Annotated in this window: 5 protein-coding genes; 3 read left to right on the top strand and 2 right to left on the bottom strand. The window is 42.8% G+C overall.

What is annotated here, in order from left to right:
* Positions 1–43: 43 nt before the first annotated feature.
* On the bottom strand, positions 44–2,074 hold the full coding sequence (locus D7D50_RS05085) for a urocanate hydratase (RefSeq protein ID WP_023024276.1): 2,031 nt from the start codon (positions 2,072–2,074) through the stop codon (positions 44–46).
* Positions 2,075–2,274: 200 nt separating this feature from the next.
* Here D7D50_RS05085 and hutI point away from each other — a divergent pair, with 200 nt between their 5' ends.
* Complete coding sequence (hutI, locus tag D7D50_RS05090; RefSeq protein WP_023024275.1) at positions 2,275–3,522, top strand: imidazolonepropionase; 1,248 nt, start codon at positions 2,275–2,277, stop codon at positions 3,520–3,522.
* A gap of 109 nt (positions 3,523–3,631) precedes the next feature.
* On the opposite strand, the gene D7D50_RS05095 is transcribed toward hutI, so the two are convergent.
* A complete protein-coding gene (locus D7D50_RS05095) occupies positions 3,632–4,603 on the bottom strand; it encodes a hypothetical protein (RefSeq protein WP_023024274.1) in 972 nt (323 codons plus the stop codon).
* Positions 4,604–4,963: 360 nt separating this feature from the next.
* On the opposite strand from D7D50_RS05095, the gene D7D50_RS05100 reads away from it, so the two are divergent.
* Positions 4,964–7,348 (top strand): phosphoketolase family protein, encoded by a 2,385-nt coding sequence (locus D7D50_RS05100; RefSeq protein ID WP_023027209.1) that lies wholly within the window; start codon positions 4,964–4,966, stop codon positions 7,346–7,348.
* Between the two features lie 235 nt (positions 7,349–7,583).
* Positions 7,584–11,933 (top strand): SGO_0316/SGO_0317 family LPXTG-anchored serine peptidase, encoded by a 4,350-nt coding sequence (locus tag D7D50_RS05105; RefSeq protein ID WP_120701656.1) that lies wholly within the window; start codon positions 7,584–7,586, stop codon positions 11,931–11,933.
* The last annotated feature ends 29 nt before the right edge of the window (positions 11,934–11,962 follow it).

An 11,962-nucleotide genomic window follows, 5' to 3' on the forward strand; every position in this document is an offset into this window, starting at 1 on the left:
GTCTTTGAATTTTCCTCCCTTTCTCCATTTTTATTTTTTATAATTAAAACAATTTTTGAACCGCATCTTTGACCAAATCTTCATCTGCAAGATAAGGAATGGTGATGTGGTCTGTACCTGCATGGAGACGGTTGTATTCGATCGCTGTTTCAATAGCATGATCGTTCCGTGCCCAGTTCCGACGAGCAACCCCTCCCATGGTATCCCATGAAATAGCAGACTTGATAATTTCATCGATCCGGTGGCTACCGTCTAGAACGAGACCAAATCCTCCGTTGATGGCTTTACCGATACCAGTACCACCACCATTGTGGAGAGCAACAAGGCTCATACCGCGAGCAGCGTTACCAGCGTAACATTGAACTGCCATATCGCAAGTAACGTTTGATCCATCTTTGATGTTGGATGTTTCACGGAATGGAGCATCTGTACCAGATACGTCGTGGTGGTCACGTCCAATCATGACAGGTCCGATCTTGCCTTGGCGAATGAGTTCGTTAAATTTCAAAGCAATGTTGACACGGCCCATACAATCTTGATAGAGGATACGAGCTTGAGTACCAACTACTAATTGGTTCTTTTCAGCATCGCGAATCCAGTTGTAGTTATCACGGTCTTGGTAGCGACGAGTTGGATCAATCGCTTCCATCGCTGCATGGTCAGTTGCAATCAAGTCTTCATGTTTACCGCTGAGGCAGACCCAACGGAATGGACCGTAACCATAGTCAAAGAGCATAGGTCCCATGATATCTTCTACATAAGATGGCCAAATGAAGCCGTCTTTGTCATCCAAACCATTCTTAGAAATTTCCTTGATGCCTGAGTCGTAAACAGATTTCATGAAGGCATTACCGTAGTCGAAGAAGTAAGTACCTTTAGCCGTTAAGTCTTTGATGACTGCGAAGTGACGAGCCAAGGTTTCATCGACGAGGCGGTGGAAGGTTTCTTTGTCTTCTGCCAACAAACGTGTCCGTTCTTCAAAGCTGATACCAACTGGACAATACCCACCATCGTAAACGTTGTGGCAAGAGGTTTGGTCAGACAAGAGATGAACATGAACTTGGTGTTCATTGACATATTCGAGCAAGTCTACGATATTACCATGGTAGGCAATCGAAGTTGATTCACCAGCTTCCAGCGCTGCTTGGGCCAATTTCACAGCTTCTTCTGCACTGTCTGTCACTTGGCTAATCCAGCCTTGAGAGTGACGGGTTTCGATACGAGAGAGGTCAACTTCTGCAACAATCGCAACAGCTTTTGCAATTTCAGCTGCTTTCCCTTGAGCGCCACTCATACCACCGAGACCAGATGAGATGAAGAGTTTACCAGTTAAGTCACCATCATCAGCAACGCCGAGTTTAAGACGTCCAGCGTTGAGAAGGGTGTTAAAGGTACCATGGACGATTCCTTGAGGACCGATATACATCCATCCACCTGCAGTCATCTGACCGTAGTTGGTAACGCCCATCTCTTCAGCGATTTCCCAATCGTGCATGTTGTCATACTCACCAATCAAAAGACCGTTGGTAATGATAACGCGAGGAGCTTCTGGTTTAGACTTGAAGAGGCCAAGAGGGTGACCAGATTCAACAACTAAGGTTTGGTCTTCTGTCATCACTTCCAAGTATTTCTTGATCAAGTTGTACTGCATCCAGTTAGCACAGACAGAACCTGTTTCTCCGTAAGTGACCAATTCATATGGATAAAGGGCAATTTCAAAGCTCAAGTTGTTATCGATCATGACCTGCATGGCCTTAGCAGCAGTGCATTTTCCTTTGTACTCATCAATTGGTTTTCCATAGATCCGATCTTTTGGACGGAAGCGGTAGCCATAAATCCGCCCGCGAGTTTTTAGTTCTTCTAAAAATTCTGGGATCAACTCTTGGTGGAATTTTTTAGGGATATAACGCAGAGCGTTTTTAAGGGCAATCTCAGTTTGAGCTTGCGTTAAGCGGAAGCCTCTATCAGGTGCACGACGGATGCCCTCTTGAAAAGTTGCCTTTTCAGGTAGGACATCAAAGTCAAGTTTGACAGACATAGCAGCTGCAATTTCTTTATCGTCTATAAATGACATAGTAGGAACCTCCTTATGTATAAACTATGAATTTATATTTTCTTTATTGTATCCAAGAAACGTCAATAAAGAGTCAAAAATAAATTTAATTTTTAATAAAGCAAAAAAAAATGAGGGGAAAACTTTTTGACTTTTTTTTGACGCTTTTTCTTTAGAATTGTAAAATGAATAATAATGGAAATAGAAAGGAATGTTTTCATATGTCTGCTGATGTACTATTAACCCACTTTAACCAGTTGTTTTGTCCAAATGATCTAGGCCATCCTCTTTATGGCAAGGAGATGGCAGATGCCCAAATTCTTTCGGATGCATATATTGCCATTAAAGATGGAAAGATTCTTGCAGTTGGAACAGGTCAACCAGATCCAGAATTGATTGACGACCATACGGAAGTGAAGTCTTGTGAAGGAAAAGTTGCGACCCCCGGTCTGATCGATTGCCACACCCACTTGGTCTATGGAGGTAGTCGTGAGCATGAGTTTGCTAAAAAGTTAGCGGGAGTTTCCTATTTAGATATTCTCGCTCAAGGCGGTGGAATTCTGAGCACTGTTCGAGCGACACGAGAAGCTTCATTTGAGAATCTTTATGACAAGTCTAAACGTCTTTTGGATTATATGTTGCGCCATGGGGTGACAACTGTTGAAGCTAAAAGTGGTTATGGGTTGGATTGGGAAACTGAAAAACGGCAATTAGATGTGGTAGCAGCCTTGAATCACGACCATGAAATCGATCTCGTTTCGACCTTTATGGCAGCTCACGCCATCCCGACAGAGTACAAGGGCCGTTCAAAGGAATATTTAGATCTCATCATTGATCAAATGCTTCCGAAGGTGAAAGAAGGCAATCTGGCTGAATTCTGTGACATCTTCTGTGAAAAAGGTGTTTTTACAGCAGATGAATCTCGCTACCTTCTGTCGAAAGCCAAGGAAATGGGCTTCAAATTAAGGATTCATGCGGATGAGATTGAGTCCATCGGTGGCGTGGATGTAGCGGCTGAATTGGAATCCACTAGTGCAGAACACTTGATGGTGATTACCGATGAAGGCATTCAGAAACTAGCAGCCGCTAAAGTCATCGGAAATCTTTTGCCGGCAACAACCTTCAGTCTAATGGAAGATACTTATGCACCGGCTCGTAAGATGTTGGATGCTGGTATGGCTATTACGCTAACGACTGACAGCAACCCAGGCTCTTGTCCGACAGCCAATCTTCAGTTTGCTATGCATCTAGGTTGCTTTATGATGCGTTTGACACCAGTTGAAATTCTCAATGCAGTGACTATTAATGCGGCTTATTCAGTAGATCGTGCCAAAACGATTGGCTCTTTCGATGTTGGAAAACAGGCTGATATCACGATTTACGACGCACCAAATCTAGATTATCTCTTCTATTTCTTTGCGACGAATTTGGTGACAGATGTCTATAAGAATGGTAAGAAAGTAATTTGATTCTCTTTATTTTAAATGAGACCTAAGAAGAAAAATCCCCTCATCAGAATGAATTGATGAGGGGATTTTAGTGCTTAGAAAAGAGTTTCTAAAGGGGGATTGGGACGTTTTAAATCCCAACCTTGACATCTGGAAATCGCTCAGATACCTGTGCAAAGAGAGTGTAGAGTTGCTCTTCTGCGTTCTTCTTATTCCGAATTGCTAAACGGTACTGTTTCTTTGGTTTATCCTTGCGGGTGTAGCACAATTGGAAGATAGAGCGGGCTATGCCGGATTGACGAACGCGAGTTACATGTAAGTATAGTTGTTGCACATCTCGCAAATCGATCGTTTGTGTTCCTCTGAAATAGGTGATCAAATGATTTTTGTATAAGATAACTTTTAAATCTTGATTGTAGTAACTGGCCTCGTCAGCCAAACGGCTAAGATCTCCTTGGAGTTCGGGATAGTTTTGGTGGAGTTCCTGATAGGAAGCAATGGTCCGTTTCCGAACGGAGAAGCTAGCTACAACCATTGTAATGGCAAGTCCAGCTAAAGCAACTGAACCTAGCAAGAGGAATAAGGAGTCTTTGTTATATTCCGTAAGGCTCAAGTAATAGCTAGTCGTCATATTGAGTGATACGATAGAAGTAGGGTCAAGGAGGGAATGAATGTACTCACTGTAGCCAACAATGCGACCGTTACGAGATGTATTTTTGCTATCCTTTGCCAAAGGAGCTAATTGTGTTCCTTTTAGTTGATAAGGATCAGACTGCAGTTCTCCTTTTTGAGCTTTATCGACAATCGCTTTGATAGTAGCATCGTCTTTTTTTGCTTCGATCCCTGCATATTTACCATCATTTTGGTTATCGTATTGGACAATATAGAGTACATGTCTTTTGCCCACAGTTCCGACAGGTTCTGGGGTAATATCATAGATCAGCATCGTTACAGGGTCCCCAGACTTTTCTGCCTTCGCAAAGCTAGTGGCAGGATTTTGGTGACGCATCCATAATGAAAATACTAAACCTGAAAATACTAGGAAGAAAAGGGCAAGTACTAGACCTGAAACAAATCCTTTATTGCGTTTTTCCTTCAACATAACGATCTCCTTTAGTTTGATATTTAAAGTATATCATGAAAAATTTTAGGTGACAAGGAGATTTATAACTAGCTGATTCCCTAAGGAACTTTAGGCAGTTTAGCCCCAAAGATAATTGTAAAAAGATGGGAAAATGGTTTGATTTTAGAAGAAATTTGCAACTTTTTATAAAAAACTATATTTTTTTTATTTTTTTCTATATACAAATAGATAAATTATTGATAGAATAGAAAAGAATTGAATTAAATTTGGTTCGCGCTCGTTCTGTTTTCATTTAGTGAGACAGAATGTTTATAACCTAAATACTTGCACTGGATTCTAATTCATCAGAATCATAGCTAGAATTTGAGAGGAGACAATATGACTGTTGATTTTAACAGCAAAGCTTACTTGGATAAAGTGGATGCTTGGTGGCGTGCAGCGAACTACATTTCAGCTGCTCAAATGTACTTGAAAGACAACCCACTTTTGAAACGTGAAGTAGTAGAGAATGACTTGAAAGCTCACCCAATCGGACACTGGGGAACTGTTCCAGGACAAAACTTTATCTACGCACACTTGAACCGTGCAATCAACAAGTATGACTTGGATATGTTCTACATTGAAGGACCAGGTCATGGTGGACAAGTTATGGTGTCCAACTCTTACTTAGATGGTTCTTACACAGAATTGAATCCAAATATCCCACAAAATGAAGAAGGTTTCAAACACCTATGTAAAATCTTCTCATTCCCAGGAGGGATTGCATCTCACGCGGCGCCTGAAACTCCAGGATCTATCCACGAAGGTGGAGAACTTGGTTATGCATTGTCACACGCAGCTGGAGCTGTTTTGGATAATCCAGATGTGATTGCTGCAACTGTTATCGGTGATGGTGAAGGGGAAACTGGTCCATTGATGGCTGGATGGTTAGCCAATACCTTCTTGAACCCAGTCAACGATGGTGCTGTTCTTCCAATCTTCTACCTCAACGGTGGGAAGATCCACAACCCAACTATTTTCGAACGGAAAACAGACGAAGAATTGGCCCTCTTCTTTGAAGGTCTTGGTTGGAAACCAATCTTTGCTGACGTAACAGCTATTTCTGACGACCATGCAGCAGCTCATGCTCTGTTTGCAGAAAAATTGGATGAAGCAATTGAAGAAATCAAGAAAGTTCAAGCAGAAGCGCGCAAAGGATCTGCAGAAGAAGCTACTCAACCAGTATATCCTGTCTTGATTGCTCGTATTCCTAAAGGCTGGACTGGACCAAAAGCTTGGGAAGGAACACCAATCGAAGGTGGATTCCGTGCCCACCAAGTTCCAATCCCAGTAGATGCTCACCACATGGAGCATGTAGATGCCCTTCTTTCATGGTTGGAATCATACCGTCCAGCTGAGTTGTTTGACGAAACTGGTAAATTACTTCCTGAGATTGCTGAAATCGCACCAAAAGGTGACCGTCGTATGGCCATGAACCCAATCACTAATGCTGGTGTGATCAAGCCAATGAACACTGCTGATTGGAAGAAACACGCCTTCAAGATTGAAACACCAGGCGCGATCATGGCACAAGATATGATCGAATTTGGTAAGTATGCAGCAGATCTTGTGGATGCAAACCCAGACAACTTCCGTATCTTTGGACCAGATGAAACCAAATCAAACCGTCTTCAAGAAGTCTTCACACGTACAAGCCGTCAATGGTTAGGACGTATGAAACCTGACTATGATGAAGCTTTGAGCCCTGTTGGACGTGTAATTGACTCTCAATTGTCAGAGCACCAAGCAGAAGGAATGCTTGAAGGATATGTCTTGACAGGTCGTCATGGATTCTTCGCTTCTTACGAATCATTCCTTCGTGTTGTAGATTCTATGATCACTCAACACTTCAAATGGTTGCGTAAATCTAAGACACACACGACATGGCGTAAAAACTACCCAGCCTTGAACTTGATTGCAACTTCAACTGTCTTCCAACAAGACCACAATGGATACACTCACCAAGATCCAGGTATCTTGACTCACTTGGCTGAGAAAACTCCAGAATACATCCGTGAATACTTGCCAGCAGATACCAATAGCTTGCTTGCAGTGATGGACCAAGCCTTCAAGGCAGAAGATGTGATCAATTTGGTCGTTACTTCTAAACACCCACGTCCTCAATTCTACTCAGCAGATGAAGCTGAAGAATTGGTACGCGAAGGCTACAAAGTGATTGATTGGGCTTCAACTGTTTCAGCAGATGAAGAACCAGATCTTGTCATTGCAGCTGCAGGTACAGAGCCGAACTTAGAAGCTCTTGCAGCCATCACAATCTTGCACAAGGCATTCCCAGAATTGAAGATCCGTTTTGTCAATGTTGTAGATATCTTGAAATTGCGTCACCCTTCAGTAGATGCGCGTGGACTTTCAGATGAAGAGTTCGACAAAGTCTTCACAACTGATAAACCAGTCATCTTTGCCTTCCACGGTTACGAAGGCATGATCCGTGACATCTTCTTCAACCGTCACAACCACAACTTGCGTGTGCATGGATACCGTGAAAACGGAGACATCACAACACCATTCGACATGCGTGTCATGTCTGAATTGGATCGCTTCCACTTGGCACAAGATGCAGCCAATGCAGCTCTTGGAGAAGCAGCAAGTGAATTTGCAGCTCAAATGGATGAGACAATTGCCTTCCATAATGCCTACATTCGTGAACACGGTGATGATATCCCAGAAGTACACAACTGGAAATGGGAAAATGTAAATAAATAAGTTTATTTCAAAAGAAATCAGAAATTATTCTGATTTCTTTTTTTTATAATTTTAAAACAGGTATCTTTGTACAAGGAATACTACTGGGCAAAAACAGATTCTCGAATACTGGATAGAGAAATCTGTTAAAATTCAATAAAATAGTATATTTTTTTAGATTGCATTGACTTTGCATAAGATTAGGACTAAAATATAGGTGCGGAAACCGCTTACAAATTTAAAAGGAGGTCTGGTTATGGTGAGCGACAGACAACAACGTTTTTCTTTACGAAAATATGCAGTCGGCTTAGTATCAGTGCTTGTCGGATGCTTTTTTTGTGGGGCGACTGTTTTAGCCCAGGAGCAGGAAGGACAGGTAGATGTACCTGCTATTGTAGCAAAAGAAGAAAGCCAAGAGGTGAATCTGTCAGCAGGACAGGATAAAGGCTCAAACGAAGATTTATCGACGGATAAAGGGAGGGAGGAATCTTCTCCACAAGAGCAACCGAAGGCTGAGAAAACTGTTGAAATAGCCCCTTCCCCTACTCAAACCAATCCAGCTTCGAACCCTATTCCTGAAAAAGATGGTATTGAAAAGAAGGAGCAAGAAGATCGCACTATTTCAGCACCTCAGGTAGTAGCCAATAAAGAAGCTACCTCAGCAACCATAGTAGATGAAAGCCGTGTTCAGGCCTTGGTGCGTTTGGAGACCAAGAAACAAGATGCAACGGCTCCTCTCAGTATTGCAGAGCAGATCAAGGATAATGCACCAATCAAGGAAGCAGTATTAAATGAACTAAAGGAAAAAGGCATTGAATATACGAAATTAGCCGATTTTGATCTGGTCTTTAATGGTTTCGTTCTAGAAACCAAGTACAAGGATGCCTTGAAGATTCGTCAGTTAGCGCGTGTGGAAAAGGTAGAAATTACTCCCTTAACGGCTCAGGCGGATGCACAGCCTAGCGCAATGAAGCAGAATACCCTACTTCCTACAAAAGTTAGTGATGAAAATGAGTTGATCAATTTACAGCCTCTCTGGGACAAAGCAATCAAGGGCCAAGGTCGGGTGGTAGCCGTTTTAGATACGGGCCTTGATGTCCACCATAATTTCTTTAGTTTAACGGATAAAAGCAAAGCCAAATACCAGAATAAAGAGCAGATGGAAGCTGCTATGAAAAAGGCAGGTATCACTTATGGAAAGTGGTACAACGATAAGGTGGTTTATGCCTATAATTATTCAGATATGAACGATGAGATTCGAGAAGACGATCCACGTTCGCATGGGACCCACGTGGCAGGGTCGGCTGTTGGGAATGCGACAAAACCTGTGCCAACTGGCGAATATCTAAAGGGTGTCGCACCAGAAGCTCAGCTTATCTTTATGCGTGTTTTCTCTGATAAAAAGGGTATGACAGAACAGGGCTTTATCGTAGCCAAGGCCGTTGAAGATGCGGTCAAGCTAGGTGCAGATACCATCAATATGAGTTTTGGTGGGGTCAATGGGTCTGAAGCAGATACCAATCCCTTAACCCGTCAAGCCTTCGAATTCGCTCGTAAAGCCGGTGTTGTCATCAATGCTGCAGCAGGGAATTACGCCGTGAGTGGATACTGGCAGGCTAAGCCAAAAGCAGATGCGCCGGATACTGGAACGATTGATGAACCCGCCATTGAAGATGGGGTTCTAGCTATTGGTGCCTTCAATAATCAGATCAATCACGAAACGACCATGCGTCTGGAAATCCCGGCTCTAAAGGATAAGAAAGAATTCCAAAATGGCCTCGTAGATCTCCCTGTCTATCGACTGATTTTCCCAGCAGAAGGTCCTCAGTCCTATGTTTCAGTTCAAAAAGGTGGAGTAGATACTTACCGAAATGCTGCGGTGAAAGGAAAAATTGCTCTGGTTGAGAGTGGCGGGGATGTGACGGATGAAGAGAAGGTCAATGCCCTCAGACAAGCAGGTGCAAAAGGTGTTTTGGTTTATCAGAATGAAGAGCAAGGAGATAGCCTCCAAAAACTTCCGATGGGCTATTGGGGTTCCTTCTATCCGGTCAGCGTCTTGAACCATGCTATCGGAAAAGAGCTAGCTGCTCATGCTGGAGAATACGAGCTCATCTTCCACCAAGAAGTCAAGAAAGTACCTTATAGTGAAGCAAACAAGATGCTCTTCTTTACGGGTTGGGGGCTTTCTGCAGAAGGAAAACTAAAGCCAGACGTTACTTTACCTGGTGGAATGGTCTATTCAGCGATTCCAGATGGTTTGTATGATATGGATGAAGGGACTAGTATGGCGACGCCCCATGCAGCAGGGGCAACAGCCTTGATCAAGCAAGCTCTAGAACAGCGGTTCCCAACTTACAGTCCAGAGCAAATCCATACGCTTTTGCGCCAATTAGTCATGAGTACAGCCAGACCTCATTTTGATCAGGAAAGTAAGAGCTACTCATCTGTCCGTCAACAAGGATCTGGTCTCATGGATGCTGCAGCTGCAGCTTTTGGGGATGTCTTTGTAACAGGTGGAAAAGGAACAAACAGCAGTTTGACGCTTGGCAATGTCAAGGATACCTTTACGTTTGAGGTTACGGTGCACAACCTAAGCTCAGAAGCAAAAGACCTCGTTTATCATACGGTCGTCAATACTGATCAGGTGGAAAATGGTCGCATTAGCTTGAAGATGCGTCAGCTATTGGATCAAGTGGGAGAAAAAACCATTCATGTTCCAGCTATGGGAAGTGTGACAGTTCCAATTTCTGTAGATACCAGTGCCTTTACAAGTGAACTCACCAATCAAATGAAGAATGGTTACTTTTTAGAAGGATTTGTCTTCTTTAAAGATACCAAAACCAAGAAAGACCTCGTAAGTCTTCCGTATATCGGCTTCAAAGGGCAGTATCAGGACTTACCAGGTATCGAAAAGCCTATCTATGCCTTCACTGGGGATGAAAAACCATTCTATTATTATGCAAATGAAAAAGCAGATAAACCTGAAAAAGACTCAGGAGATCACTTTACAGCCTTGGTCAGCACTATTTGGCGTGGGGGTAAAGAAGTACAGGTTGTTCTGGGAGAAAAAGACGGGCATTATGATGGAAACCAACTAGTCTTCTCGCCAAATGATGATGGTTCCTATGATAGTGTCAAGCTCAATGCAGTAGTTTTGAGAAATGTAGACAATATTCATTTGTCGGTCTATCGTGCAGATGACCTCAAACGCGAGCACCCTATTTTTGAACAAGGCAATGAAAGTCAGAAGAAATCCGACTATGGTTGGCGGATTAATGACCGTAGTAAGATTCTTTATGCGACTCAGTGGGCAGGCAAGGACAATAACAATCAGCTAGTGCCAGATGGGGACTATCAATATGTAGTCACTTATCGTCCAAGCACACCAGGTGCCAAACCTCAAGAGATTGTTCTAAAGGTCCGAGTCGATAAGCAAGTGCCACAACTGGCTAATACCAAGGATCTTTTTGATCCAGCAACTCGTATCTTTAAGCCGGGTGAGATTATTGAAACGGGTAGTGGGCTAGCTGGAAAATACCTCTCCTACCAAAAAGATGGTCAGGAAGTGGAAATTAGTCCAAATGAAGATGGAACCTACTCTATTCCAGAAGGAGTAGATCTAAAAACTGTGCGCTTCTATATTTGGGATCAGGTCAATAATACCAACACCTTGACCTTGGATGGTAAGACTGTTTCAGAAGAAAAAACGACAGAAAAATCAGGGACGGAGGAAGCAAGCCCGATCGCTGCGACTAACCAAGCAACCGTCGGTCGCCTAGAGGTACAAATTGTAGATGAAAAAGGCGAAGCAACTAATCAATACCCAGAAATGATGCGTTACCAAGTCTTTGATAGCAAGGGAAATCGGGTTGACCAGGAATTTAACAGCTATTACGAAGACCCACTACCAAGTCTTCCATTTGGAACCTACACTGTAAAAGTTGTCAGCCAAGATCAAAATTACTCTTGGGTATCTCCAACTACTGTGACAGTCGAACTGAGCAAGGAGCACCCTGAAGGAGTGGTCAAATTTGTCTACCACTATATCGATAAAAATCGCTTTGACCTCGTCTTTGATAAAGAACTTCCAGATGGAACCCGCGTCTTTGCTATTGATCGGAAAACTGGGCAAAAAGTGGAGTTGGATCAAACCCTATATGAACCAAAGACATTTGAAAGCATCCTAATCAATGGAGAGTATCAAATCCATATTGATCTGCCAAAAGGTTATCGGGCAGTAGAAAATGATTTCGTCTATACAGTAACTAATCGCATCAATCGCTACTTGACCAGTTTTGTAGAAGTCTCAGAAGCTCAGGTGGAAGATTCAACTGTCCCATCCACTTCTCAACCGTCACCTATGACACAAAAAGGTAAAACAGGATTGAATCAGGAGGCTCAACAAGTCACTCCTCAACCGTTACCTATGACACAAAAAGGTGAAACCGAAATGGATCAGGAGGCTCAGCAAGTCACTCATCGACCAGTAACTTCTCTACCACAAACAGGACAGGAAAATGAGCAGCTAGGGATTGTAGGCTTTATGGTTCTTCTTCTCACTTTCGGTGTGATCCGAATGAAGAAAAATCATCCAGATCAAGTATAACTATCTCTTAGTAGAGAGAATCGAGTTGG

The organism is Streptococcus koreensis (assembly GCF_003627135.1).
Classification (GTDB): Bacteria; Bacillota; Bacilli; order Lactobacillales; family Streptococcaceae; genus Streptococcus; species Streptococcus ilei.

What these genes read in the sequence shown, in the direction of transcription:
- hutI (WP_023024275.1), top strand. Translation starts at nt 2,275, where the DNA reads ATGTCTGCTGATGTACTATTAACCCACTTTAACCAGTTGTTTTGTCCA.
- D7D50_RS05095 (WP_023024274.1), bottom strand. Translation starts at nt 4,603, where the DNA reads ATGTTGAAGGAAAAACGCAATAAAGGATTTGTTTCAGGTCTAGTACTT.
- D7D50_RS05105 (WP_120701656.1), top strand. Translation starts at nt 7,584, where the DNA reads ATGGTGAGCGACAGACAACAACGTTTTTCTTTACGAAAATATGCAGTC.
- D7D50_RS05100 (WP_023027209.1), top strand. Translation starts at nt 4,964, where the DNA reads ATGACTGTTGATTTTAACAGCAAAGCTTACTTGGATAAAGTGGATGCT.
- D7D50_RS05085 (WP_023024276.1), bottom strand. Translation starts at nt 2,074, where the DNA reads ATGTCATTTATAGACGATAAAGAAATTGCAGCTGCTATGTCTGTCAAA.